The organism is Thalassococcus sp. BH17M4-6, assembly GCF_049323015.1.
GTDB lineage: Bacteria > Pseudomonadota > Alphaproteobacteria > Rhodobacterales > Rhodobacteraceae > Puniceibacterium.
The window spans coordinates 412,101-437,858 of record NZ_JBMPGU010000001.1; the positions used below are offsets into that span (position 1 = coordinate 412,101).

At 66.2% G+C, this 25,758-nt stretch carries 22 protein-coding genes; 2 read left to right on the top strand and 20 right to left on the bottom strand.

Translation table 11 applies throughout. From position 1 onward, the window contains the following. From ACOXXX_RS01810 to ACOXXX_RS01895, 18 genes are all read right to left on the bottom strand, one after another. On the bottom strand, nt 1-897 hold the full coding sequence (locus ACOXXX_RS01810; protein WP_422824823.1) for a glycosyltransferase: 897 nt from the start codon (nt 895-897) through the stop codon (nt 1-3). Continuing rightward, nucleotides 897-2,876 carry a hypothetical protein gene (locus ACOXXX_RS01815; protein ID WP_422824824.1) on the bottom strand — a complete coding sequence of 660 codons (1,980 nt, stop codon included), beginning with the start codon at nt 2,874-2,876 and terminating at the stop codon, nt 897-899. Before ACOXXX_RS01815 ends, ACOXXX_RS01810 begins: the two co-directional genes overlap by 1 nt. A 37-nt stretch (nt 2,877-2,913) precedes the next feature. Further along, on the bottom strand, nt 2,914-5,514 hold the full coding sequence (locus ACOXXX_RS01820; protein WP_422824825.1) for a YncE family protein: 2,601 nt from the start codon (nt 5,512-5,514) through the stop codon (nt 2,914-2,916). 23 nt (nt 5,515-5,537) lie between these two features. Further along, the gene (locus ACOXXX_RS01825; protein WP_422824826.1) at nt 5,538-7,595 is read right to left on the bottom strand and encodes a phage tail protein; all 2,058 of its coding nucleotides are present in this window, start codon (nt 7,593-7,595) and stop codon (nt 5,538-5,540) included. Further along, a complete protein-coding gene (locus ACOXXX_RS01830; protein ID WP_422824827.1) occupies nt 7,579-9,960 on the bottom strand; it encodes a putative baseplate assembly protein in 2,382 nt (793 codons plus the stop codon). The genes ACOXXX_RS01825 and ACOXXX_RS01830 overlap by 17 nt, the downstream gene beginning before the upstream one ends. 3 nt (nt 9,961-9,963) lie before the next feature. Further along, nucleotides 9,964-10,359, bottom strand: coding sequence for a GPW/gp25 family protein (locus tag ACOXXX_RS01835; protein WP_422824828.1), 396 nt, complete (start codon nt 10,357-10,359; stop codon nt 9,964-9,966). A 4-nt stretch (nt 10,360-10,363) separates the two neighbouring features. Further along, a complete protein-coding gene (locus ACOXXX_RS01840) occupies nt 10,364-10,768 on the bottom strand; it encodes a PAAR-like domain-containing protein (RefSeq protein ID WP_422824829.1) in 405 nt (134 codons plus the stop codon). Continuing rightward, nucleotides 10,768-11,994 carry a DUF2169 domain-containing protein gene (locus tag ACOXXX_RS01845; protein WP_422824830.1) on the bottom strand — a complete coding sequence of 409 codons (1,227 nt, stop codon included), beginning with the start codon at nt 11,992-11,994 and terminating at the stop codon, nt 10,768-10,770. The genes ACOXXX_RS01840 and ACOXXX_RS01845 overlap by 1 nt, the downstream gene beginning before the upstream one ends. A gap of 14 nt (nt 11,995-12,008) precedes the next feature. After that, complete coding sequence (locus tag ACOXXX_RS01850; RefSeq protein WP_422824831.1) at nt 12,009-12,542, bottom strand: phage baseplate assembly protein V; 534 nt, start codon at nt 12,540-12,542, stop codon at nt 12,009-12,011. A gap of 25 nt (nt 12,543-12,567) precedes the next feature. Next, nucleotides 12,568-13,773, bottom strand: a complete 1,206-nt coding sequence (locus tag ACOXXX_RS01855; RefSeq protein ID WP_422824832.1) for a phage late control D family protein — start codon at nt 13,771-13,773, stop codon at nt 12,568-12,570. Beyond that, nucleotides 13,770-14,507, bottom strand: coding sequence for a CIS tube protein (locus tag ACOXXX_RS01860; RefSeq protein WP_422824833.1), 738 nt, complete (start codon nt 14,505-14,507; stop codon nt 13,770-13,772). Before ACOXXX_RS01860 ends, ACOXXX_RS01855 begins: the two co-directional genes overlap by 4 nt. A gap of 3 nt (nt 14,508-14,510) precedes the next feature. Beyond that, a complete protein-coding gene (locus tag ACOXXX_RS01865) occupies nt 14,511-14,696 on the bottom strand; it encodes a hypothetical protein (RefSeq protein WP_422824834.1) in 186 nt (61 codons plus the stop codon). Nucleotides 14,697-14,707: 11 nt separating this feature from the next. Next, the gene (locus ACOXXX_RS01870; RefSeq protein WP_422824835.1) at nt 14,708-15,223 is read right to left on the bottom strand and encodes a phage tail protein; all 516 of its coding nucleotides are present in this window, start codon (nt 15,221-15,223) and stop codon (nt 14,708-14,710) included. A 10-nt stretch (nt 15,224-15,233) separates the two neighbouring features. Next, entirely contained in the window at nt 15,234-17,354 is a 2,121-nt protein-coding gene (locus ACOXXX_RS01875) for a phage tail sheath C-terminal domain-containing protein (protein ID WP_422824836.1), read from the bottom strand. Nucleotides 17,355-17,408: 54 nt separating this feature from the next. Then, nucleotides 17,409-17,846 carry a phage tail protein gene (locus ACOXXX_RS01880; protein WP_422824837.1) on the bottom strand — a complete coding sequence of 146 codons (438 nt, stop codon included), beginning with the start codon at nt 17,844-17,846 and terminating at the stop codon, nt 17,409-17,411. 88 nt (nt 17,847-17,934) lie between these two features. Next, nucleotides 17,935-20,442: a phage tail sheath family protein gene (locus ACOXXX_RS01885; protein WP_422824838.1), complete on the bottom strand. Its 2,508-nt coding sequence runs from the start codon at nt 20,440-20,442 to the stop codon at nt 17,935-17,937. A gap of 11 nt (nt 20,443-20,453) precedes the next feature. Further along, nucleotides 20,454-21,101 carry a carboxypeptidase-like regulatory domain-containing protein gene (locus ACOXXX_RS01890; RefSeq protein WP_422824839.1) on the bottom strand — a complete coding sequence of 216 codons (648 nt, stop codon included), beginning with the start codon at nt 21,099-21,101 and terminating at the stop codon, nt 20,454-20,456. Continuing rightward, nucleotides 21,098-21,700, bottom strand: coding sequence for a DUF4255 domain-containing protein (locus ACOXXX_RS01895; RefSeq protein WP_422824840.1), 603 nt, complete (start codon nt 21,698-21,700; stop codon nt 21,098-21,100). The genes ACOXXX_RS01890 and ACOXXX_RS01895 overlap by 4 nt, the downstream gene beginning before the upstream one ends. 403 nt (nt 21,701-22,103) lie before the next feature. Here ACOXXX_RS01895 and aroQ point away from each other — a divergent pair, with 403 nt between their 5' ends. After that, nucleotides 22,104-22,547 (top strand): type II 3-dehydroquinate dehydratase, encoded by a 444-nt coding sequence (gene aroQ, locus ACOXXX_RS01900; protein ID WP_422824841.1) that lies wholly within the window; start codon nt 22,104-22,106, stop codon nt 22,545-22,547. Then, nucleotides 22,544-23,305 carry a helix-turn-helix transcriptional regulator gene (locus ACOXXX_RS01905; RefSeq protein ID WP_422824842.1) on the top strand — a complete coding sequence of 254 codons (762 nt, stop codon included), beginning with the start codon at nt 22,544-22,546 and terminating at the stop codon, nt 23,303-23,305. Before aroQ ends, ACOXXX_RS01905 begins: the two co-directional genes overlap by 4 nt. Nucleotides 23,306-23,783: 478 nt before the next feature. On the opposite strand, the gene tsf is transcribed toward ACOXXX_RS01905, so the two are convergent. Together tsf and rpsB are read right to left on the bottom strand one after the other, a co-directional pair. Then, nucleotides 23,784-24,659, bottom strand: a complete 876-nt coding sequence (tsf, locus tag ACOXXX_RS01910) for a translation elongation factor Ts (RefSeq protein WP_422824843.1) — start codon at nt 24,657-24,659, stop codon at nt 23,784-23,786. 90 nt (nt 24,660-24,749) lie between these two features. Beyond that, entirely contained in the window at nt 24,750-25,535 is a 786-nt protein-coding gene (gene rpsB / locus ACOXXX_RS01915; RefSeq protein WP_422824844.1) for a 30S ribosomal protein S2, read from the bottom strand. Nucleotides 25,536-25,758: the final 223 nt, after the last annotated feature.

Below are 25,758 nucleotides of genomic sequence, written 5' to 3' on the forward strand. Positions count from 1 at the left end.
TCAGAACCCGATGCCGAACTTGTCAAAAAGCCAGTCGACGTCGCGCACCCGTTCGGCGAATAGCCTTTCGCGTTCGGCCACCACGCCGTTGGCATAGGCATGCGCAAGCGCCGCCGGGCTGCCCGGGTTGCGCTGGAAATGGTCCAGCATCCGCGCCAGACGCGGCTCATCGAAATGCAGCAGCGCCATCCGCAAGTGGTTGTAGAGGATCTTTTCGTGCTGCACCGCGTAGGGATGCTTGTCACGGAAGAGGTGATAGACAAGGCTTTGCGGCACCGCGCGCACCTCGTGCCCCAGCACCCACATGCGCAGGCAGATCTCGATATCCTCGCTGCCCCAGCGGGTCATGCCCGCGTCAAAGCCGCCGATGTCGTGAAAGGTGCCGGCGCGCACCGCCTGGCAGGCGCCGATGTGAAAGGGCACCGCGCCGTCGTGCGTGGCGGGCAGCCAGACGTTGGCCATGTCCGGCCCCGACCAGGTGATGCCGCAGGCCTTGATCCGCGGTTCGCGGATCGAGCTGAAGGCCGGGCCGACCAGCCCCACCGCCGGATCGTCAAGCGCCTCGACCAGCGGAGCAAGCCAGCCCTGTGGCACGTGGCAATGTCCGTCCAGAAACACGATCACCCTGCCCCGCGCCGCATCCGCCCCGGCGTTGCGCGCCCGGGCGATGCCTTCCTGCGGCCCGTGGATCACCCTGACGTGCGGATCGCGGGCGAACCGCGCCGCGACCCGCTGCGGTGCGCCGTCGCTCGAGCCGTCGTCGACCACGATCACCTCCGGGTCCAGATCGCCGGAATTGGCGCGTACGCCCGCTACCGTGTCGACAAGGTTCTGGCCTTCGCTCAGCGCCGGGATGACGACGCTGACCGGCAGGTCCGAAAGCCGCGCGCCGTCCATCAGCGGCCCCCCGGCTCAAGGCGGCGGCGCAGACGGTTCTGCATCCGCAGCACGTTTTCCAGCGGCATGTCCAGCGCGCTGCTCAGGGTGCGCCGGTCGGCCATCAGGAAGTCGCTCGCGGTTTCCACGCCGGTTTCCTTGAGCCGGGCTGCCTGGGGCGCGCTGACCTCGGACAGTTCGGTCATGGCGATTTCTTCGCCCCGGGTGCGGTCGAAGGTCGGGCCGGTCTCGACCGTCAGCTTGCGCGCGGTTTCCTGCAATTCGGCGATCTTCACCTCGCTCAGTCCCAGCCGTTCGGCCAGCTCGGGCGAGCTTGCCCCGATGAATTCCGCCACGTTGGTCACGTCCAGCGTCTCGAGCGTTTCGCGGCGGGCGCGGCCTATGCCCGGCACAGCATCCAGGCCCAGTTCGACACCGCGGACCGGATCGAAGGACAGACCGTCGGTGACGATTCCCCCACCAGGATTGACCACGACCGGAGGCCCGTCCCCGCCCGGCTGAACGATGATCGACGGCCCTCCGGGATCGACGATGATCGACGGCCCGCCGGGATCGACAATGAATGACGGTCTGCCCGTCGCCACGATATCCGACGGCCCCAGCGTGACCCCGATAGTGGGAAAGAGCGACGGCTGCCCGGTGACGATGAAGGACGGATCAAAAATCGAGGGCGGCAGCGTCACCGTGATCGATGGATCGAAGATCGACGGCGTATTGGTGATCGTCAGGGACGGATCAAAGATCGTTGGCGGGATGCTGGGCGTTGGAGACGGGACCGGCGTCGGCGTCGGCGTCGGCGTCGGTGTGGGCGTCGGCGCGGGCGTGTCCTCGCAACAGCAGCAGGCCCCTTGCGCCGCCACCACCCAGGCCGGCGGCAAACGCCTGCGGTGGGTGAATTCATCGATTGACACGATGCCCAGTCGGCCGACCTGAATGCTGGCAAGCACCACACTGTCGGACCCGGGCTGCGCTGGCACGGGAAGATGATTGTCCTCGCATATCCAATCGCGCAGCGTCTCGCAATCGGGCGGGTCGGGCCGGTCTGGCAAAGAGCACAGCACCCGCAACTCATATCCCTCGCGAATCCGCGCGGGATGTATGTTGTCGCCCGGCGGCATGCAGTGCTGCGGCATGCCGGGCTTGTAGCACAGCGGCTCTTCCTTCGGGCAGATCGCCAGATAGACGGTGCCGACCACATGGTTCACCTGACGCAGCTGAATCCGCTTGATGATACTGTCGCGGCCATCGCTCAGGATGCGGAATTCGCGGATGTCCTCGGCCGCGAAGGTCAGAATCTGCTGGGTGAAGGGCTGCGCGGTGAGCATCTGTTCCTCGATCACCACGTTTTCGGCATCCAGAATCTGCACCACCGCCGGCCGGGTGCCGCGCATCAGGGTCAGCCGCAGTTCCTGCGCGGACTCGTTGAGCGTGACCCGCGTATCCATCAGCGCCATCAGGCCGGTATGCCCGTTCAGAGACATCACCGCGATGCCGCCGATCAACTGTCCGCCCTGAAACCGTTCGGTGATCGTGCCGTAGGGCCGGACCAGCGGGTTTTCAAAGACCTGCCCCGAGTTGAGGCCGGTAAAATCGTCGTCGATCTCTCCGCCCGGCCCATCGGATCCGGCCTCGCCCCCGCCGCTCAGGTCGAGGGGGTCGTCGCAGTCCTGCGGCAGGTCCAGGCAGTCTGTCGCGGCCGCACAGATGTCAAAGGTCGCGCCGCCCTCTGCCACCGACATCTCGGTGCCAGAGGGGGCGATGGCAAAGCCCGCGCCCACCTCGACGGTCCAGGGATCGTCGTCCACCCGGCCCACCGGCAGGCCGTCGGTCACGCCCCAGCCGATCACGTGTCGATTGTGCCGCCGTCGTTCGGCCCGGATGTAATCCACAAGGCAATTCAGATCCTCTGCCGTCAGGCTTTGGCGGTCAAAGAACACGGGCCGGATCAGGCTGCCGTTGGCATTGTCGTGATGTATCATCTCTCGCGTGCCTTTCTCGTGGCGCCCCGGGGGCGGATTACTGTCCGATGGCGAACCAGCTTTCAAAGCTGCCGCCCTGAACGCCATTGCCGCTGCGCTGGTTCGGGACCGCCCCCAGCAGGTGATTGCCGTCGATCGCCAGCCGCCCTTCGGCATCGGCGATCATGTCCGCCCGCAAGAGCACGCGGTAGCTGGTCGGGGTCATCTCACCAATGATGTCGGGCACTCTATCGGCGACGGTCAGCCGGATGGCGCTCGTCAGTTCGGTGTCCAGCGGCAGCGGGTTGACCCCATCTATCCGTCCCGCGCCGTCGATCGACGTCACCTCGACCGGTTCGACGCGCAGCTGCGGCACCAGGATTTCGGCGATGCCCCCGAACTGCGGAACCCGCGCGTACAGGCAGAAAACCTCAGACCCGAGGCTGAAAGGCATCCGTGTGGTCACCGTTTCAAAACGCACCTCCGCATCGAACATGATGACGATGCCGACCTCGCGAAGCTGTCCGTCGAAGGCATCGAAGCCGCCGAAGGACACCTCGTCATGGGTCCAGCTGAGGTTGGTAATGTGAACCAGATTTTCGTTCAAGCCGGGTCCCGGCGGCCCTTGGGGCCCTTCCGGCCCCGGAGGACCCGGGAGGCCCGGCTGACCATCTGCGCCATCTGCACCATCCGCACCGTCGGCCCCATCGGCCCCATCCGCGCCGTCGACACCGTCGGCACCTTGCAGCCCGGCCGGGCCGCGCGGGCCCGGCCGGCCTTCGCCAAATCCTTCCTCGAGCATGCAGCGCACCACCTCGACGATTTTGTTGGTCGAGGGCACGATGGGCCGGAAGGTCAGGTTGTCGATCTCGGCGTCGTCCTCGTCGCCCTCGCCCGCGTTTTCGATGTGCTGGCCGGGCTGGTAGCCCGCCACATGCGCCAGCGTCACGCAATGCGGCCAGTCGCCGGTGCAGCCCGGGCACGGGTCGGTCACCTGATCGAAAAGCGCGCCGCAGTCGCCTTCGGTCACGTCGATGATCGCCACAAGGCCCCGGTCGGGCTGGGTTTCGGAGCTGTCGTTCGAGGCGACGTAGATCCGCCCGCCTGCCGCCGCCAGCCGCTGAAACCGGGCGTCGCCTGACACCAGTTCGCGCGTACCGGTGGGATTGGCGGGCTCTTCCGCGCCCTCTTCGCTGATCGCGTCGATCGACAGGCTCACGACCGAGCTTTGGCCGTCCTCGCCGATCTCGAGCGCATAGCCCCACTTTTCCCCCGGTGCCAGCAGCAGATCGCGGACCGTCGCGGCCCACCTTCCGCCGCGCCCGTCCTCTGTCACCGTCAGCAGACCACCCGCATCGGTCAGCCGCAGCTTGGCCAGATGCGCCTCGTCCCCGTCCTGCGAGAGCACGAAAAGGTATTCGCCATCGAAAGACACCGACAGCGCCACCGCACTGCCCGCGAGGTCGATATCGACCTCGACCTCGTCGGTCGCCTCGCCATCGGGCGCGCCGGAAAACAGCTCGGCAATGTCGATGATGCGCACCTGCCGCGAGGGATCGTTTTCGGGGTCGAGCAGGAACAGCAGGCGGCCGTCCTCGCTGTGGGTCATGACATTCGCGCCGCGCCCCGCCGGACCGTCGAGCGGCAGCTCATGCCCGAGCTCGAAGCCGCGGCGATTGACCGGCCCGTCTGGCCCGCCCGCCGCGTCCAGCCATTCCAGCACCCGCGATTCCTGCCAGGCGTGCAGCAGCCCGGCGCGCAGACCCAGGGCGAAGACCACGCCCTCGCGGCCCACATGCAGGCGCATGGCATCGCCGGTATCGATGATCCGGCCCTGCGGGTCGTCGCTGCGGATCTCGGATTCGCGGTAGACCGAAATGCCCTCAGCCTCGTCGCCAAAGCTGCCCGCCAGATAGATCAGATCGCCGCGCGGCGACACCGCCAGATCACGCACGAGGCGGCCCGCCTCGAAGGCGCTGATCAGGTCGTGGGTCACGGTGTCGTAGACCATGACCCGCGCGCCGTCCTCTCCGTTGGTGGTGGCGACATAGGCCTGGCCGCGCTCTTCGTCGATGGCGACGGCGGTGATGCGCTGTTCCTGCAGCACCAGCGTCTGAAGCCATTCCATCCGCGCAACCGACGGCTGCATGACCGGCGGACGGGTGCCGCTGCGCGGCGCGGACAGGCTGATGGAAAACCCTTCGCGGATGCGGTTCCAGGCGTCTTTGCCATCTGCGCAATCGCAATCCGGCAGGATCATCGGCACCTTTTCGTCGCCAGTTTCCGCGTAGCAGATCGAGATCATCAGGTCCTGCGCGGTTTCGCCGTCGAATTCCAGCGCCTGCTCGGTGATCATCGTGCCGATGTCGATCACGGTGCGCTCAGGCACCACGATCTCGCGCCCGCAGCAGTCCAGCGCCAGGCCCGGTTCCAGCACCACGTAGCGGTGGCGGCATTCGGGGTTGGGATGGGCAATGACTTTAAGCCCGCAGACCGTGCCCACCCCGTGCAGAAGCGCGTTGTGCAAACGGTCCTTGCCGACGAGATAGGCCTGTTCATCCCCGAAATCGCGTTCGGTCAGAAGCTTGCCGTTGAAGTAGGTATTTCTGCGAAATGTATGAAGACCGCAGGGAATGCAACTGCTTTCAAAGTCTGACATTGGTCTCACCTTTTCTATAATAATCAGTGTCTTGCAATAATCGTGTCGCGCCCCAGTTGTGGCAGCCGGTTGGGCGGGCCGGTCAGGCCTGCGCTTTGCGCCAGCGTCATTTCGCCCAGTGGTTCGCGGTCATAGCCGCCCAGGATCGTGTCCACCCCAACGGTGGACTGGCAGCCGACGCGCAGCGCCGCCTCAACCGCGATCAGCGCCCAGGCGGTGTGGGCGGGCTTGAAGGCGTCGACCAGCTCGACCAGGGTCTGCCGCGCGGTGTCGTCGCCGATGACGGCCGCGGGAGCGACGACATAGAAGCGGTGCGCCTCGTCCCCCGCGACCAGCGGCTGGGTCAGTGCCCGCCCGCCGATGCGCAGGCTGCCGTCGGGCAAGTCCGGCGTGGCGGTCTTGCGGCGTTCGGCAAAGTGGCGCAGGCGGAACCCCTCGATCAGCACCGGCATCGGGTCGCTGACCCCCAGATGCAGCCGCAGCAGCAGCGTGAGCCCGGCGATGGTGCCGCGGCTGCGGTGCAGGTCCATCGCGTTGGCGACGAAGGCGCGGCGCGTGGCGTCGTCCCATTGCGCGAGGAACCGGATATCGAACCAGCTGCCGACCCAGGCCAGGAACGCGCCTTCGGGGGCGGCATGCGGGGCGATGCGGTCCGAGAACGCCTTCACCTCCTGGCCGACCTCGGCAAAGATCGTGTCGAAATAGCTCAGGAACCGGTCGAGGAAATCGCGCGACTCCGGGTCTTCGTGGAACGGCGCGGGCAGGAAGCGCAGCGACGAATTGCGCGGACGGCTGAGTTCGATGGCGCGGATCTCGGGCGAGGTGACGCCATCGCCGATCAGCACGATGCGCAGCCACAGGTAGCGGCCCGGCGGCGACTGGACCAGCGCCTCGAACGGCATGCCGGGCACGATGGTGATGGGCCGCGACCAGCTGGTGTCGGGCAGTCGGTCGATGCGGCTGGGTTCGAGGTCGCTGGCCGAGGTGTAGGTCAGCACCTGCACCGCGCCGCTGTCGCCCAGCGTCATGTCAAAGATCATGCGGTGCCAGGCAAAGGCAAACGTTTCGCTGTCCAGCGCCTCGCTCACGTAGGTGCCCTTGCGTTCGCGCCGCCCGGGCGGCAGCGTGTAGCGCAGCACCGGCCCTTGCGGCAGGCGGCCCCGCCGGTCCAGCGTCAGGTTGCGCAGCCGCGGCCCGTGATCGAGGCACTGCGCGCCGGGGACGAAATACTCCCCGTCGCGCATCTGCACCGGCGGCGGCAGCGGAATGGGCCAGAACGCGGTCTGGCCTGCCTGATCCAGATGCGTGACGCGCCCGTGCCTGTCGGTCCAGCTCAGCCGTCCGATGCCGGTGTCGGGATCGGTATCGACGATGTAGAGCGTGCCATCCTCGGCGATCGTCAGGTGCCGGGGGCGGTTGAGCGCGCCGGGCCGCGTGACAAAGCCGGTGACGCGCCAGGCCCGGTCCAGCTTGCGCACAGCGTGGCGGGCGGCATCGGCGATCCAGATGGCGCCGTCGGCATCCACCGCGATGTCCCAGGGCTGACCGCCCAGCCGAATTTCCGCCCGGACCCGCAGACCCGGCCAAGTATAGACCAAAAGCCGCCCCGGCTGCCCCTCGTCGCCCGCATCCGTGACCAAGAGGTCGCCGTCACGCGAAAACGCCACGCCGCGCGGTTGCGCCAAATCGTAGGGCCCCCGGCGGCGCGGGCCGTCGGGCAGATCGCAGTCCCCCGCCTGCCGGTCCTCGGGCGTCGGCCAAAGCGGCACGAAGGTCGGGGCAGTGTCGCCTTCGGGTCCGAACAGGCCCTGATGCGGGCTCGCCAGCAGTGCGCCACTCGCGGGATCGGCCACCACGATTACGCCATCCGGCCCAACGGCCACGCCGGTGGGCAGGGTCTTGCCGCCGAACGCGCCGCTGCCGTCGGTCAGTGGCGACAGCCGCGTGCCGAGGTACCCCAGCGACAGGCTTTGCGTGACCGGATCGACCTCGACCCCCGCCGAGATGTCGGAGCGGCGCCAGCCGATGGCCGGATCGAGGCGCAGAAAGGCCGGGAGGCGGATCTCAGGTTGCACGGCCATACCTCACATCCAGCGCAATGACCTCGGGCGGCAGATGCACCAGCGTGCCGGGCTGCACTTCGAGCACATCGGCGCAATTGTCGTTGGGCGCGGTTTCCAGCGCGATCTTGAGGTCCGGCACCCGGTCCACCCCGTCGAGGCCCAGAAGCAGGTCGAACACATCGCCAAGGTAGACATCGCCGCCGATCGGCCATCCCGGCCCTTCGGTCTGCACGGGGTCGGTGATGCGGCCGCCGATAAGCGGGTGAAAGAACCGTTGTAGCGCCGCATTCGCGGCATCCTGCACGGCCTTGAGGTCGGCATCGGCGCGGGCGGTGATCTGCGCGCTCAGTTGGTCGATCCGCACATAGTTCGGCCCGGTCACGTAAAGCTCGGTGGTGATCAGCCGCCGCGCGTTGAGCCAGGCGCAGATGGTGCGCAGCTGCGCTTCGGTCGGTTGCGGTGTCGGCCCGGGGTTCACGGGCAGCACCACGACCGTCACCGCGCCGGGGCTGTCGGGCACCTGCGTGGGCGGCACGGCGGGATCGTCGCCGGACTCCAGCCGCGTGAGCGGCAGCGCGAAGGCGGATTTCAGATCGACGCCGGGGGTTTCCCGGGCCAGATCGGCAAAATCCTCGGCGGCGACGGCGCGGTCGCGGGTGCGCAGCGTCTTGGGCGCGCGCAACCGCGCCTCGTCCAGAGTTTCGGCGTCGGACCCGCCCGACGCGGCGCGCAGGTTGCGCACGGAGTCCACTTTGGGCAGCGCAGTCTTGAGCTTGGTGATGGTGCCTGCAGCCACGTTGCCGATGCGCCCGCCGCCGACGCGGTAGCCGGTGGCGATGATGCGCGTGCCCGCCACCGGAATCATGCCATTGACCCCGTCGCCAAAGGTCACCGTCCCGGTGATCGGATCGAACAGGTACCGCTTGGTGTCGCGCGTGGCGCCGATGAAATCCTCGCCACGTTCCCAGACGGTGCGCTGGCGCGCGGTATCCTCAAGCTCGATCGTCACATCTGGCGCGCCGGTTGCGGCGTTGATCAGCACCGGCGCGCGCTTGAGCTTGAAGGTCTGGTTGGGCCGCCCGGCGCTGGTGCCCAGCACCTCGGTGCTGCGGGTCTGCGCGGCGGTCGCCGCCACGGTGTTGAGGTAAAGCCCCGACACCTCGGGCGGCACGTCCAGCGCCTGCACCAGCCGCGCGCGCAGCCAGACCACGCCGTAGCGCACCGGCGCTTCGGAATAGCCCAGTTCGGTCCAGACATCGGCGGGCACACCGGCCAGGTTCAGCGCCGGAGTGGCGTTGATCGCGTCGATCAGATCCTCGGGGTCCTGCAGGGGCGGATCGACGACCCCCATCGTGTCTTTCCAGATGTCGACGTCCAGATCCGCGGCGATCAGCTGACCGTTTTCCAGATCGTCGATCAGCTCGGCCTTGTCCTGGGGCGGTTTGACCAGGCCCATCTCGTCCCAGACGGTGCGCGACAGGCTGTTGAAGTCCACTGCCGGCAGGCCCGGCGGAATGTCGAGGTAGACATGCCCCGACCGCGCCAGACCGCCCGTCTGGTCGCCGCGCAGGTTGACGCGCACCCATTGCGCGGGCGTGTCGAAATCGCTGCCGGGATCGGTGCCGACATAGGCCTCCCACACCAGCGTCTCTCCGCCGTCTTCGACCTCCCACGGGAAGGGACAGGCGGTCCCGAACGGGCCTTCGATGACCTCGCCGCTGGCGGCGCGCTCGAACACCTGCGGGGTCAGCGCCATGAGATTCAGCTCGCCCTCGGGAAACCGGTCGAGCATGTAGTTCTGCTTGTCGTCCCGGTGCGGGCGCAACAGCAGGCCGATCCGCATCTCATAGCCTGCCGCGGCATCGGCATCACCGAAGGGGCGGAAGGCGCCGGGCAGTTCCAGCGCCGCCTCGTCACTGTTGTAGGTGCCCACCAATTGCGTTCCGGCGGCGGATTTCAGAAAGATCGACGCAACCGCCGCGTTGATCCCGCGCAGCGTCTCATCCGTCTCGAACGTCAGCGGTTCGGCGAGGTTCGGATCATCCACCCCCACTTGCGCGCGGCGCGGCACCAGCAGGGTCAGCGGATCGCCGGGTTTGTCGAGCTTGGCGAATTTGAACGTCAGTTCCGCATGCGCCGCGCGGGCCGGTTTCGGCTTGGTTCCCAGCAGGTTGAGAAAGTTGATATAGGCCTTATCCGGCAGCCGGTTGACCTGATACAGCAGCGTTTCCGTCAGCCAGGCATGCAGTTCGACCAGCGTGGTGCCGGGGTCGGACGGATTGAAGTCGGTCCATTCGGGCGTGTAGGTCGGGATGCGCGCGCGCGCCTCGTCCATCAGGTCCTGAAAGCGGCGGGCGTCTAGGTTGGGAACCGGAAGGGTCATGGCTTAGCCCTCTCCTTCGTTGATGAAGAACGGATAGACGAGGTTGTGAAAGGCGTTGTTGGCGCGGATGCGGTAATCGACGTGGATCAGCAGCACATGTTCGGCATCGGCCGAGGTGCGGGCATCGACGCGCAACACGTCGATGCGCGGCTCCCACCGGGTGAGGCTGCGTTCCACGGCTGATGCCACCAGCGCGCGCATGTTCGCGGTGTTGGAGGCAAAGACGTAGTCGTGGATGCCGCAGCCGAATTCCGCCTGCATGACACGGCTGCCGGGCGGAGTGCTGAGAATCAGCAGGATCGCCTGTTCGATCAGCGCGTCGCCGGTGACGTAGTCCAGCGATCCGCGCCCGTTCACACGGATCGGAAATTTCCAGCCTGTGCCCAGGAATGCGGTCATCGGATCAGCCCCCCACCAGCACGGTCGGAAAGGCCCCCAGCAGGCTGCCGACGGCGTTGCCGTCGTTCTGGCTGGTCGGATCGCCGAAGCGCGCGATGCCCTTGCCGCCGTAAAGCACGGTGGTCGAGGCGCTCGTGACCTTGCATTCGCCCTTGATCTTGTTGCCGTTGTTGACGCCGCCATTCGATCCGGCCTCGTCCCCCGAAGAGGTCGCGACGGTGCTGTCCGCCAGCACGGCGTTGAGGCTGCTTGACCCCAGCAACAGATCGTCCGCCACGTCCTGCGCATCCGCCAGCTGGGCGATGTTGGGATACGGGATCGGGATCGGCGCCGAGGGCGGCGCGGGCGTCAGGCAGACGTCGGGAAAGGCAAAGGCAATGCCTTGGGTCGGGCAAATGGGCTGTCCCATCAGGCGGCTCCTTCCAGTGTCACAAGCGCTTCGCGGTTCTGGTCGGCGGGGATCGGGCCGAATCCGCCCAGCGGATCGTCAATCGCCCAGCAGGCGCGCCAGACCGCGTAGGCGCGGTCGCGGTCGGGTTCGATCACCAGCGTATCGAGGTTCAGCGCCACCGCGCGGCTGCGCCAGAGGCACGGATCGTCCTTGCCGGTGCCGGTGAACCATTTGTGCGTGAGTTCAGGGAAGGCATCCGGCAGGGCAAAGCCGTAGTCGTCCACCCCGTCGCGGGTCACTACGATACGGTCGCCGGGCTGCAGATAGGCCTGCGCCACAGGCAGCGCCGCGCCGCGCCGATAGCCGTTGAAATAGCTGTTTTCGAAATCCTGCGGCAGATGCGGCGGCGGCACGCCCAGGCCGCCCATATCCCCCGCCTCGGCCTCGCGCGGGCTGTCCACCTTGTGCTCCCATCCCAGCCCGCTGAGGACCGCGCCGGCAGCAGGCTGTTCAAAGCGCGTGGCGCCGTTGACCCTGACCTCAAGCGGGACGGGACCGGATCGCGCGGCGACGATGATGTCGGCCTCGGGTTTGTAGGGCACCAGGTCGGATTCGTACTGCAGATGCTGCACCACGAGTTCGGAATAGGTCAGCGCCTCGCCATCGACCGCCAGCGACGGGAAAGCGGCGGTCATCTGCACCTCGTTCGAATTCGCCGCGATCAGCGCCGAGGTGCCCAGCACGATGTCGGGGTCGATCGTCAGCCCCGCCTCGCTTTCCAGCGTGTCGGCCCCGAGCTCAAGCCGCAGGACCGGGGCGGCGGGGGTGTTGGCGGCGGCGGCCTTGGCGCTGGCCCCGAGGCGCCGGTCACGCAGCTCTGTACCGAAGGAAATGACCTGTGAAAGGTCCTCGGCCCCGGCGGTCGAGGTCAGCGTCACCTCGCCCTCGCCAAAGGCCACGTCCGCGTTCGCGGGCTCGGACCAGTGCAGACCGGCATCGGCGAAATCGGCGTTGCGCAGCAGGTTGGTCATCTGGTCCTCTTCAAAGACCTCGGGCCCGTCTGGATCGGGCGCGACCGTGCCGACGGCCGGGTCCGCATCCGGGCTGACTATCCAGGCCTGCTTGACGATCACGGCATAGACCTCTTCGGCGTTGTCCGGCGCCACGCCCGACCCGGGCCGCCGCCGCCATCCCTGCAGGAAGGCGCCGCTGAAGCCGGGAGTTTCGGGAAAGACGCTGTTCACGGGGGGCGGTCCTTTTACGGGTTGAGGTGGATGGGCGAGCCTTTGCCGGTCAACTGGCCCGATGTTTCGATGTCGACGGAGCTGTCGCCGTTGATGGCGATTTCGGTGCCCTGGATGGTGATCTTGCCCGCGCTGGTGATCTCGATCCCGTCCTGGGTCATCTTGATCTCGTTGTCCGAGGCATCGCGGATGATGACGTTTTCGGCGGCGTCGGTGTCGTCGAGGATGATCTCGTGCCCCTGCACCGACCGGATGACCCTCTGGCCCGGCTCCGTGACCGGCGGGGCCTTTTCCTTGGTGAAGATGCTGCCCATCACGTAAGGCTGTTCGATATTGCCGTTGAGAAAGCCGACGACGACCTGATCCTCAAGCTCGGGCATGAACCACATGCCGACCTCGGTGCTGGCCATGGGTCGCACCATGAAGGCCCAGTTCGACAGCGGCTCTCCGGGGCGGCCCTGGTAGGCGACCTTGATCCGGCCGATGGCCTCGGGATCCTCCAGATCCTTGACCGTGCCCAGCACGAAACCCTGCACCCGACTGGTCATGTGAGCTGCCTCCTGTTCCAGTCTGTCATGGCAGGCTCCCTTCCAGGCGGCAGTTGAACTTGGTCGTGTAGCCGGTGCTGTCGAGTTTGTGGGTGGTCTTGGTCAGCACCCAGCGGCCCGAATAGCGCGCGCCAACCCCGGTAACCTCGATCACGCGCCCGGCGCGCAGATCGGGAAAGCCCACGGTGCTGCCCTCGGCCGTGACCATGTCCTTGACCCGTTCGCGCAGGATCCCCAGCGCCTTGGCATCCGCCTCGGCCTGGTTCTGCACCGGTTCGTCCACGACCACCTCGGCGGCGCTGGTCAGCGCCTCGGTCATGGTGTCCAGAAGGCGCGGATCTGGGAAATCGAGGTCCAGATCATCCAGCGTCGCCTCTGCCTCGATTTCCTGCTGGCCCGCGGGCAGCGCGGGGTTGGTGGATTTCACCGTGACGCGGCTGACCTGTTCCTTGACGCGCACCGCGATGTTGAAACTGGCCAAAGTCTTTCCCCATGCGAGGTCATAGACCGGCTGATCTGGGTCAGAGGGGCCGAAGAACAACACCTTGCCATCGTCCGACGCGCCGGTGACGGTCAGGCCAAGGCTCGGATCGACCTCGGACAGGATGGCCACGTCGTAGCCCAGCAGCCGCGCCCGCCGCATCAGGAAGTTGATCGGGTATTCGTTGTTCATCTGCAGGAATTCGACCGGCGTCTCGCCCGCCTCCTGCCCCGGGGTCGTGGCCACCTCAAGGCCCAGATCGCCCGCAAGCGACTGCGCGATGGCGGTGTCGGTCATGTCGATGAATTCGCGCGTCAGCTGTTCCTTCTGCAGGGTGAAAAGCTCGGACAGCACGCGGACCTTCATCTGCGGCATGCCGGTATCAGGAAAGCTGGGGGTGATCGACACCACGGTGCCCGAAAGCTTGGGCACGATATCCTCGGGCCCGTAGTAGCCCAGCGACAATTCCGCCGTCATGCCCGGCTCGATCGGGGTGATCGTGCCCCCTGCCCCGTCCTGCACCGGGCTGCCGGTTTCATCATAGGGGCTGGAATACTTGGGCGCGTTGCGCACCGGATCCCAGTCGTTGAGCGTGAATTCGAAATACTCCAGCTCGGTCAGGCTGTCGGCATAGGTGACCTCGAGCACGTCGCGGGTGGCGTAGGGCTCGAACGCCTGGCCGTCGATGACGATCTCGAACCGCGGCGCGTAAAAGCTGCGGCCCGCGGATATGGCCGATGCCGGGCTCATGCCTTCACCAGCGGCGGCAGGTCAAGCACGCGCCCCGGTTCCAGGTTGGCGGGGTCCGCGATGTCGTTGGCATCGGCGATGACGCGCCAGCGCGCGGCGTCCTTGTAGGCACCATAGGCGATCTGCAGCAGCGTTTCGCCCTCGCGCACGGTATGGCTGCGGGTGTGGTCCGATGTCTGCAGGTTCAGCTCGGTCAGCTGTTCGTGCAGCGTGCGGTATTCGCGCAAGGTCAGCGTCACGATGCAGCGCAGCGGCTTGCCCTCGGGATCGAAGAGCGTATAGCGGCGCTTGATGGTTTCGACGACCGCGTCGAAGGTGGGTGTCGGCGCCTCGCTTTCCGAGGTCACGGCGCCCGGGAACGCATCGCCCCAGGTCACGCGCACCAGCGGCGGCGTATGCAGATCTCCGCTGATCTTGACCATGCGGTAAAAGGCATCGACGCGGGTCACAACCGTCTGCGGTTCTCCGGCCGCTGCCCCCAGACCTGCACCGATGGCCCCCAGCAGGCCGCCGCCGGTTTCCGGCGTGGTGCCGTCAAAGAAAAGCTCCAGCGACAGCTTTTCGCTGTCGCCGCGCACGAACTGCAGGATCGGGCTGTCAAGCCCCGGCAGGCTGACCTCGCCCAGCTTGGCGGTCTTTTCAAAGCTGTATTCGGTCGGGTTGAACTGCACCTCGATGGGATCGCCCAGTGGGTTCTTTTCAAGGTCCAGCTTCTGGAAACTGAGCTTGCCCATGGTCTATTCCACCTGCCTGCGCTGGCTGGTGATGGCGGTGTCGCGGTCGCGCAGCCGGTCCTCGCGTTTGGTGTTCTCGATTTCCTGCGCGACCCGCGCCGCCATGATGCGCAGCACCTCTTCGGTCAGCAGCGCCGACGGGTCGAAGGCGTTCACCTCGGTTTCGATCTCGTTGATGGTGACGGGCATCGCGCGGCTCCTCAGAAGGGTGAAACCGCATCAAGAAGCTTCCCGGGCGAGGCCACGAGTTCCAGCTTTTCATGCGCGATTTCAAGGGATTCGATAGCGGTCGCACTTTCCTGTGCGTTGAAGGCGGGGCCGGACCACTTGACCGGCAGGCCATTGGTGAAGGACCAGGTCTTGATCGGCAGCTTGAGATTATCCTGCAGGATGATCAGCCCGTCGCGGCGGGTGCCCAGGCCCTTTTGGAACTCCTCGTGCCAAAGCCAGAGGTTCTCGCTCAGGCCGACGCCGCGGGTCAGCACGATGTTGGGATAGGTCATGCGGGTCGGAAAGCGGTGCACGCGGTCGTTCACCCCGCCTTCGAGGTAGCTTTCGACCTCGAGCCCCATTTCGAGGCCCTTGGCTTCGGTAAAGCCGCCCAGCAGCAGCCCGGCGGCGGCGCTGACGGCCCCGCCCAGCAACCCGCCGCTGTCGAAAAGCGTGATCAGGAAGTTGTAGTTGGGCAGCGGGTCAAAGCGGGGAAAGTCGATCACCTGACAGCTCCTATTCCTGCACCTGAACGGTCAGCCGGTCGGTCCGGCCCAGCCGCAGTCGGATGAATTCGTAAGGCCGCACCGGGGCCACGGCGATGTCGCAGATCAGCTGGCCTTCGTTGACCACCTGTTCGGGGTTGTTCTCGGCATCGCATTTCAGGGCAAAGGCGGCCTCGGGCCCCGCCCCGGCCAGCGCGCCGCGCCGCCAGAGCCCGCCCAGAAAGGCGCTCAGCGAATGCCGGATGGCGTCGCGCAGGATCTGGGTGTTGGGTTCGAACACGGCCCATTGGTGGCCTTCCTCGATCGCCTCGGCGATCATCAGCATCAGCCGCCGCACGCCCAGATAGCGCCATTCGGCCTCGGAACTCAGGGTCCGCGCGCCCATCGGCGCGACGCCGCGTCCGGGCCGCGCGCGCAATACGTTGATGCCCTGCTCGTTCAGCATCGCGTGCACCGCATCATCCACCGCATCGGTCCGCGCCTGCACCCCGCGCAGGGTGCGGTTGGCGGGCGCGCGCTGTGGCCCCTCGGCCAGGTCCATGCGGGCCAGCAGCCCGGCCACGGCGCCCGAGGGCGGCATTTCCCGCGCCAGCGTTTCGCCCTGCGGCACCACGCGCAGCCAGGGCCAGTAAAGCGCCGCATAGCTGCTGTCGAAACGGTTGCGCCAGCTTTGGATGTCCTCGATCCGCAGGCGGTTCGCGGGTGGATCCAGCAGCGCCACCCGGTCGCGGGTGCGCATGCATTGCAGGATCATCGCCTGCTGCACCTCAAAGATCGCATCCTCGGTCAATGGCACCGGCAGGGTACGCGCGGCAAGCTCGAACACCTGCGGTTCAGGGGGCGCGAATTCGAAGGTCTGCGCCGTCACCTCGCGCGCGACAAAGCCGGTCTTGCCGAAGCTCAGCGTCGCCTGCCCGACCGGCAGACCGTCCAGAAGAAAACTGCCATCTACCTGGCTGACCGCGCTGCGGGTGGCGGCCTCGGGGCTGGTGATCTGCACGCCCGCCACCGGCAGGCCCGATCCGGCCGCAACGACCTGCCCGCGCACCTGCCCACGCGGCAACGCTGCCGGGATATGGCAAAGATCGCCCGAAAGCGGCGGTTCCGGCGCATCGCCTTCGGCATCGGCCTGAAGCACCAGATCGGGGGCGCAGAGCACCGACACCTCGTCGATCCGCTCCAGCACCTCGAGCGCGGCCAGAAACTGCGCCTTGCCGCTGCTGGCCAGCCCGTTGGCCCCCCCGGCAAAGGCGCGCGGCGCTCCGGGCTGCGGCCAGCGCTGCGGGTCGGTCAGGTCGGCGGCGCCCAGCGTCACGGTTCCGGCCAGCACATAGGCTTCGGCCTCCAGCGCGCGCGGCATGTAGCGGGGGTGTTCCGGCTCAAGCGACAGGTTTTCGTAGCGCCCGATCTCGCCCCCGTCGAGCGTCAGGACAAGCGTGAATTCCACCGTTTCCAGCCGCACCGGCTGGCTGTAGTCGAGCACGGGGCCGGTCACGGGCGCATCCCATGTGATTTCGCGCAGGATCGGGTCGATGGCGGCAACCCGTGCCAGCCGGTCATGCGGCTGGCCGTCCTGCAACAGCCGGACGTGGCTGCCGGGATGAAAGCCGGCAATCGCCTCGACCCGGATGCTGGCACCGTCCGCGGGCTGGTTGGGCTGCGAGGTCGTGACGCCCAGCCCGCCGGGCTGCACCGTGACCGCCAGCCGGTTGCCCCAGGCGCCGGGGTTGTCGGACACCGCGACGCCGGGCTGTGCCAGCGGTCCTGGCGCGCGGGCCTCGGTCTTGTCGATCCCGGAAAAGGCGGCGCGCAGGGTGATGTCGCTGCCCGGTGCGCCGTCGGGATCCAGCGCCACGCTGGCCACGGCGGCGGTCTGCGCATCCGTCACGCGGATGACCTGCGCCGCCGCCGCGCCATTCTCGAAGAACAGCCGAACCGCCTGCCCGCCGTGGGCAAAATCCAGCGGCGGGCCGAAGGTATCGAGGAACTGCCGCCAGCTTGTCACCTTGACCGCCCTGTCGATGGGCCCGCGTTCCGCGAAAAGCGCAAAACCGCAGATATCGGTCCTGAGCCGGGCAATCGGGGGCCGGTTCAGGTCGACGAACTGGAATTTGACGCCGGGGGCGGACATGGGCGGACCTTTCGGGGTTCAGGCGGTGGGTGAGGCAAGCGGCAGGTGGACGGATCAGGTCACCATCTCGAGCCCTTCGTGGCAGATCTCGATGCTTTCGATCGCGACCTCGTTGGTGGTGGAATTGAGCTGCGGCCCCTCCCACTTGCAGATCCAGCCCTCGCGGAAGGAAAAGCGCAGCGCCTCTTGGCGCGCCTCGTCCAGCACGATGATGGCGCCCGCCTTGCGCTCGGTCACACCGTCGATGGTGGTCTTGCGCCATTCCCAAAGCTCGGCGTCTTGGGTCCAGCCGCGTTTGAGCATGATGTTGGTAAAGGTCTTGAGGCCGGGCAGCTTGCGCACCACCGTGTCCTCGCTGCCCTCGCGGTAATCCACGGTCTCCTGTTCGGCGGTCAGGCCGCTGACCTCGGTAAAGGCACCGCGGGTGATACCGTCGATTTCCAAAAGAAAATTGATCTGAAGTAAGGGGTCTACGCGATCTCCGGGAGGCATGTCTCGGGCTCCTCTTTCTGGGTAAAGTCAAGTTTGCAAAATCGGGGGGGCCGACGCGCCGGGGCGCGGCGGCGATGTAACAAAGGGATCAGGACGCGCCGGCGGTCTTCTGGCTGATCCGGAAGATGACGAATTCCGCCGGTTTCACCGGTGCGATGCCGACCTTGACGATCAACCGCCCCTCGTCGATGTCCTGCTGGGTCATCGTGCTGGGGCCGACCTCGACAAAGAACGCCTCTTCCGGGGTGGTGCCGAAAAGCGCGCCGTCCTTCCAGACGGATGTCAGGAAATTGGTCAGCGTGCGCTGGATCGTCGCCCAAAGCGTCTGGTCGTTGGGTTCGAACACCGCGAACTGCATGCCTTTCTCGATGGACTTTTCGACAAAGATGAAAAGCCTGCGCACGGGCACATAGCGCCATTCGCTGTCGGACGAGATCGTACGCGCCCCCCAGATCCGCTTGGCCCGCCCAAGGCTGGAAAAATCGCGGATCACGTTGATGCCGCGCGGGTTCAGGATTTCCTGTTCCCGCGTCGTGATGATCGCGTTGAGGTCCAGGATATTGCGAACCACCACGTTGGCCGGTGCCTTGTGCACGCCCCGGGTGTTGTCGGTCAGCGCGAAGGCCCCGCAGACATGGCCCGACGGCGGGATCACCAGACGGTCGGTCACGCGCCCGAACGGGTCCGAGATCTGCAACCACGGATAGTAGAGCGCGGCGCGGGTGCTGTCATAAAGCGCCCGCTGCGCCTGGATATCCGCCAGCTTTGCGTTCACGGCGCTGTCCAGCACCGCGATGCGGTAGCGCATGGTTTCGCAATGGGTGATCATCGCGTTCTGAACGATCTGGTCGGACTGGCCGGGAACCGCGACGATCGAAATGTCGTCGATGGCGGTCAGCGCGTGCAGGCCGGTGCGATCCGCCGCATCCGCCGCATCCTGACCGCGGTATGTGCGCGCATCGACGCTCGCCAGATCGTCGTTGCCGCCCGTCAGCGTGCGTGTCACCCGGTCGAAGGGCGTGGCCAGCCGCGCATCGGCGGCCCCGGCGAGATCGACGCCGTTGTCGTCCATCGTGAGGTCGGACAGTCGCACCAGATCGCTGAGGCCCGCACGCTCGCCCTCGCCCGCGGCGCGATCGAACGCCCCGACGATGTTGGGCGCATATGAGGGATGCGCGGGATCGGTGGCCAGGCTTGCGAACGCTTCGTCCTGCGCGACTTTGCCGTCGGCGCCCAGAAGCTCGACGATCAGGGTGAATTCCTGGCTCACGACCACGTCGCCCGCCTGCAGCGCCACGGCGGCGCCGCCTTCCAGTTCGACCTCGCTCAGGTTCTGATCGACGGCGTTGACGCGCTGTCGGGCGATTTCCTCAAGCGTGCCCGCGTTGTCGCGCAGGATCGACACGACGCTGCCGGGATGCAGGCCGACGCTGGTGGTCAGGGTGACGGGGCTGTCGTTCTGCGCCGCCGCGACGCCCACGGTGGATTCGCACAGCGGAGAGGCACCGATACGCACCTGCACCCGGTTGGCCCAGCCGCCCTGGTCCTTGGCATGGACCCGGAAAAGCGGCGTCTGGCGCAGCACCGGCACCCCGGCGGCATGGATCGCCGTTGTGGGGGTGGTGGCGATGGACAGCTGCGCCACGATGGCGCGGACCACGTGGAATTCGCGCGTGCCCGCCGCCCCGATGGCGATCACGTCGCCTTCGGCCAGACCTGCGGTGGCATTGAGCGCGACCATCGTCGCCGCCCCGCCCGCAGCACCGTTGAGCGTGGTCGACGTGCCGCTGTTGGCGAAGGTGACAACATGCACCTCGGCGGTGGCCTGCGGATGATCGAAAAGCAGCGTGCCTTCGTTGAAATCGGCCGCACCGGCGGCGGTGATGGTCACGAATTCGGTCACACTCGGGTCATCGGTCTGCCGGATGCGCAGGATGTCCCCGGCGTTCAGGCCCGCCACGCCCGCCGCCGAAAGCGCAAGGCCCGCGCCGGCATCCATGTCGCCGGTGATCTCGGCCGTCAGGTTGTTGCCCTCGGCGGGCGGGTCCTGCTGATCGACGGCAACGCCGTCGGCCTGTGGCGCGTGCAGCCGTCCGGCCAGCGCCACGCCGGTTTCGACCGGGTCGCTGTCGGCTGTCACGTATTCCGACCGCGGCCCATCCGAGAGCAGCAGCTGGTCGCCCTGCGCGAGGTTGGTGCCGTCGTCGACCTGAATTTCGGTTGCCGCCGCGATGGCCCGTGCGCTCAGCGCCGTGGCGGCGGCCCCGACCACCGTGTTGCCCAGCAGGTCAACCGTGCCGAAGGTGGCGTTTTCGCCGACGATACGGCTGACGAAGATGCGCCCCGCGCCGTTGTCGAAGGCGCCCTGCACCGCATAGGGCAGCGCGTTGCGGTTGCCGGTGAACACCCGGTGATCCAGCATGCCGCCGAAGGTCCGGGTGAAGGCGCCGAAATTGGTCACCAGTGTCGGCGTGTCGACCGGACCGCGTTCGGTCATGCCGACCATGCCGATGGTCGAGGTGCTGACGCCGGATATGGATTTCGCCCCGCTCGGGACCTCCTCGACGAACACACCGGGTGCTAAATATTCAGGCATCAATCATCTCCCTAACTCTGTTCGAGGGCGAAGGCCCCCGTGTTCACGGGTTGGCGAAAATCAAGCCGGACATCGGTGACACGCGCATCGAATCCGGCGGCGGTAATGGACAGCGTCACCGTGTCGGCAACGGGGGCAGGCCCCAGGGTGAAATATCCCTGGGCATTGGTGGCCACGGGGCCGACAGCGGCAGGTGCGGTGATCTGCACCTGCGCGTTTTCAATGGGTTGTGCGGCGTTGTCGGCACGCGCCACACGGCCCTTGAGCGTGACGGGCTCCGGCAAGAGCTGCAGATCCAGCGCCCGGGGCAGCCCGGCGATCACCGATGCGGTGCGCACGGTGCCGCCGTCGTCGAAATTGTCATCCACCCGGGCCAGGTCGGCGGCGGTCAGCACCACCTGACGGTCCAGCGGCTGATAGCCCTGGGCGCGGAATTCCAGCCGCAGCGTGATGTTCTGCGGCGGCAGGACGATGGCCGGATCGCCGGCCACGACAAACATGCCGTCGGCCCCAATTCGCTGGGTGATCTGGGCCAGCGGGCGGTCGTCAGCATGGCGCAGCACCGTCATCTGCACCAGCCGCCGCGGTTTTGCGCCGCTGATCGCGTCGCGCACGACGCCCGTGATCAGCGCCTGCCGGGTTAGGATATCGACGCTCATCCCCCGACCCCTTGCCGCAGCACGATATGGCTGGTTTCGACCCGGCTGGGATCGGTCGGCGCGGTGGCGCTGTCGATGATCACCGAACGCATCATGTAGGCCACCGACAGCCGGTAATCGGCCCCCAGCGCATACCAGATCCGGCTGATATCCTCGAGCCGCATCGGTTCCAGCGAAAGCCGCAGCGCCGGGCTGCCGCCGCCAAAGGAATCGTCCAGCGGCCCGGCGGTCGTGTCGGTCAGGAACGGCCGGTCATGCATGGTCTGCAGGATCCGCCCCATCATCAGATGGTTCTGATCCTCGTCGGTCAGAAGCGGCGTGATCAGGTAGAACGCCCGCACCGCCTGAGGTGCCCGCAGCAGCGCATCGCGGCCCTGCGACAGCTTTGGCTGGTTGCGCATCTGCGGGTCGGCTTCGATGTGGTAGAGGTAGATCGACAGCTGCGCCGTATTCGGGATGTTCCGCCTGGGAGGAGACAGGATGATATCGGTCGCCATGTTGTCGAACGTGAAATCCACGTCCTGCGTGTCCGAAAGAGCGGCGAACAAAGTGTTCCTAAGTGCGAGAGTCGCCTCTCGCAGGATTGAAAAATGGCTCATCAGGCTATCGATTGTTTCTACAGAGTGGGCAAAATAAATTCGAAAATCGTCTGACCCAAGGATCAGACCGAATCTGGTTTTTGTCAATTCCCTCAGTCCGGACGGCAACGGCGCCATACATCCCAGAGGCGAACCCGAAGCGGCGCGAAGCGTCATGAAGAGTGCAAATAAATGAAACCGTTTCAGACCCTTATGCAGATCTCTTCATCTTACGATTAAGATCGGCGATTCTTCGCACAATGGGGGAATACCCGACCTGAGTGTGGGGCCCGGTCGCTGATCGGCCCCGCGACTCGGCGCCTTCCGCGCCCCAGGAAGGCCGCCACCGCCGCCCATCGCACCGCATATCTGGACAGGCCCCCACCCGCCCCGCTAAGACGCTTGGATACTGGGGGAAATCGACATGCATTCTATGCTCGTTCTGAACGGTCCCAACCTCAATCTGCTGGGCACCCGCCAGCCCGAGGTTTACGGCCGGACCACGCTCGCGGATATCGAGGAGATGTGCCGCGCCCACGCCAAGACGCTGGGCGTTGGGCTGGAGTTCGGCCAAAGCAATCACGAGGGCGTTCTGGTCGACACCCTGCACGCCGCGCGCGGGCAGCACGATGGTGTGATCCTGAACGCAGGCGCGCTCACCCATACCTCGATCGCGATCATGGACGCGATCAATTCGATCGAACTGCCGGTTGTGGAGTTGCACCTGTCCAACATCCACGCGCGCGAAGAATTCCGGCACAAATCCTTCGTGGCCCCCGTGGCGCTGGGGCAAATCTGCGGCTTTGGCGCACGCGGCTATACGCTGGCGATGGACGCGCTGCTGAGCCATTTGGAGGCTGCAAAATGACACCGGTGCTGCGCCGCTACCTGATCGAGCTGACGCAGGCGGAGAGCATCGAGCTGCTCTGGGCGCTGCATTGTGAACGCATGGCGACCTACGGGTTCGATCGGCTGATCTACGGCTTCACCCGGTTCCGCACAGCGAGTTCGCTGGGCGATCCGAACGATTTCGTCATTCTCAGCAATCACGACCCCGCCTATACGGATGCCTTCATCAGCGAAGGCCATTATCACCACGCGCCGTTGGTCAAATGGGCGCTGGAGAACGACGGGGCCTGCAGTTGGGCGATCCTTGCGGACATGATGTCCTCGGGCACGCTCACCCCGGCCGAGCAGAAGGTGGTGGAGTTCAACATCGCGAGCGGCGTCACCGCGGGTTACACGGTCAGCTTCCGGTCGGTGTCGAAACGCGCCAAGGGCGCGATTGCGCTGACCGCACGCCGCGGCACGCCGCAGTCCGAGGTCGAGGCGGTCTGGTCCGAGCACGGTGACGACATCGTGCTGATGAACAACATCGTGCACCTGAAGATCCTCAGCCTGCCCTATACCCCGCCCAACCAGGCGCTGACCAAACGCCAGCGCGAGGCCTTGGAATGGGTGGGCGACGGCAAGACCATGCAGGACATCGCGCAGATCATGGGGCTGACCCAGGCCACGATCGAAAAACATCTGCGCCTCGCACGCGACGCGCTGAACGTCGAAACCACCGCCCAGGCGGTGCTGAAAGCGGCGTTTCAGAATCAGATGTTCGTGCTTGAAGCCTAGTCTCCGGCGTTTTCCTGCCAACAGCGTGAACCCACCGTGAAAAAGTGGTTGAATCTGGCCTTTTACCGTTTGGTAAGGAAATCCCTACTTCCTTGACGCGGCGTTAACTGGCAATCTGACCATGTTCCGTGAGTGGTGGCTTTAGCCTGGGGACGTCGGGTTCAAAACCTTGGAATTACAGGGCTCTTTGGATCTGCCGGTGAAAACCGGGGTCGGTTCTGCGGGTGCATACTCGCCTGCAGGCCGGCGCACTTACAAGGGGCCCTATCTCATCCCCAATGTCCCGGGGCCCCCTTGGTAAGAGTTCGCGGGATCGTCCATTACAGGGCGATCCCGCTTTTACGTTGCGGTCGTCAGTAGCGGAAATCCGCCTGTCCGTTGGTTGGCTTATTGCGCACCCCTGCCCCTGCTTTGCCCCAAAACGAATCGGCGCGCCGCAGGGATGCGACGCGCCGGTATATCGGTCAGGCGAAAGGGATCAGCCCTGAGCGGCCTTCGCCACCTCGGCGGCGAAATCCTCGACCTTCTTTTCGATGCCTTCGCCGACTTCCATGCGGACATAGCCGGTGATCTCGGCACCCGCCTCTTTCGCGGCTTCCGCCACGGTGAGATCGGGGTTGATCACGAAAGCCTGGCCCAGCAGGGTCACTTCGCCCATGAATTTCTTCATGCGGCCGACGATCATCTTTTCGATCACCTGCTCGGGCTTGCCGGATTCGCGGGCGATGTCCATCTGGACCTGACGCTCCTTCTCGACCACGGCGGGGTCCAGATCGGCTTCGGACAGGGCTGCGGGGTTCGCGGCGGCGATGTGCATCGCGACCTGCTTGCCGAACGCCTCGTCACCGCCGTTCAGCGCGACCAGAACGCCGATCTTGCCCATGCCTTCGGCGGCGGCATTGTGCACGTAGGACACGACCGTCTGACCGTTGACCTTGGCCATGCGGCGCACCGACATGTTTTCGCCGATGGTGGCGATCTTCGAAGTGATCTCGTCCTGGACGGTCTTGCCGCCCATGTCGGCGGCCATCAGTGCCTCGACCGAGTCGACACCGGTGGCGGCATCGGCGATGCCCGCGACCATCTTCTGGAAATCGGCGTTCTTGCCGACAAAATCGGTTTCCGAGTTCACCTCGACCGCGACGCCGGTTCCGCCGTCGACCTTGACGGCCACAAGGCCCTCTGCCGCGGTGCGGCCGGATTTCTTCGCGGCCTTGGCCAGGCCCTTGGTGCGCAGCCAGTCAACCGCGGCGTCCATGTCGCCGTCGGTTTCAGTCAGCGCCTTCTTGGCGTCCATCATGCCTGCGCCGGTCATTTCGCGCAGTTCTTTCACCTGGGATGCTGTGATCGCCATCTCGGCTCTCCTCGTGTCAAATGCGGGTGGGGGCGGCCCCCTGGGCCACCCATGTCAGCTTTAGATGTCGCTTGCGCGACGCGGCGAAACTCAGGCGCCTTCGGCGGGGGCGGCTGCGGGCTCTTCCGCGACGGCTTCTTCGGCCGGTGCCTCTTCGAGCGCACCGAGGTCGACGCCTGCGGCACCCATCTGCGCGGTCATGCCGTCAAGGGCGGCACGGCTGGCCAGATCGCAGTAAAGCGCGATGGCGCGGGCCGCGTCGTCGTTGCCGGGGATGATGAAATCGACGCCATCGGGCGAGCAGTTGGTATCGACAACGGCCACGACCGGGATGCCCAGCTTGTTGGCTTCTGCCACGGCCAGCTGCTCTTTCTTCACGTCGATGACGAACAGCAGGTCCGGCACGCCGCCCATTTCGCGGATGCCGCCCAGCGACGCCTGCAGCTTGGCCTGGTCACGCTCCATGCCCAGACGCTCTTTCTTGGTCAGACCTTCGGCGCCCTGCTCCATCAGCTCGTCGATTTCCTTCAGACGGCTGATCGACTTGGACACGGTCTGCCAGTTGGTGAGCGTGCCGCCCAGCCAGCGGTGGTTCATGTAGTACTGCGCGCACTTTTCCGCCGCCTCGGCGATCGGCTGCGCGGCCTGACGCTTGGTGCCGACAAACAGCACGCGGCCGTTTTTCGCGACGGTTTCGCGGATGGCGTTCAGCGCCGCGTCCAGCATCGGAACGGTCTGCGTCAGGTCCATGATGTGGATGCCGTTGCGCGCGCCATAGATGAACTCGCCCATTCGGGGGTTCCAACGCTGCGTCTGGTGGCCGAAGTGAACGCCAGCTTCAAGCAGCTGACGCATGGAGAACTCGGGAAGAGCCATGGTCTTATCCTTTTCCGGTTTGCGCCTCGACACGGGGAGAGAGGCGGATGCCTCAACCGGTGGACCTGTGGGGATGTCTCCCCCACAAACCCGCCCATGCCTGCGGATTACAGTGCTGCGCCTTTAGCGGGCTTTGCCGAGCCGCGCAAGCCCTAAGCCGATGCTGCCGGGATCAACCCCGTGCCGGGTCAACACAGTGTGATGGAAAGCATGCCGCGTTCGG